Here is a 425-nt window from a genome sequence, read left to right as displayed (position 1 = left end):
ATATTAATGTATTATTTCTACATAATATTTTAAAATCCTTTAGCTTAAAATTAAAAAAATTATAAAATATATGAGTTAATTTATTAAAGAAAAATAAAATTAAAAATTCTTATAAAAAAATAAGAGATTATAATTTAAATTTATAATCTCTTAGTAATAGTTTTGAAATTAAATATGTTTAGTTGGTCTAGATTCTTCTTGAGGAGTAGATTCGTTAGCTTTGTTTTTAATTTTTTCAGCATAGTTTGAACTAGTTGGATCTAATTTATTCGTATGATTATTATGTTTTTCATAACAATGTTTTTTTGTCATTTTAACACCTTCTTTTATTTTAATTTTAAAAAATATGTAGAAATTAATATTAAATATATTTTTTTATATATTAATATTAGTTTGTATACAATTACATAATAAAATACATTATC

Annotated in this window: 1 protein-coding gene; it reads right to left on the bottom strand. The window is 15.8% G+C overall.

Annotation, left to right across the window (positions count from 1 at the left end):
- Positions 1–168: 168 nt before the first annotated feature.
- On the bottom strand, positions 169–312 hold the full coding sequence (locus GBZ86_RS17685; protein ID WP_170272335.1) for a hypothetical protein: 144 nt from the start codon (positions 310–312) through the stop codon (positions 169–171).
- Positions 313–425 lie beyond the last annotated feature (113 nt).

This window comes from Clostridium tarantellae, from assembly GCF_009295725.1.
GTDB classification, from domain to species: Bacteria; Bacillota; Clostridia; order Clostridiales; family Clostridiaceae; genus Sarcina; species Sarcina tarantellae.
Note: the sequence above shows the minus strand (reverse complement) of the source record. Positions and strands in the feature narration are given on the sequence as shown.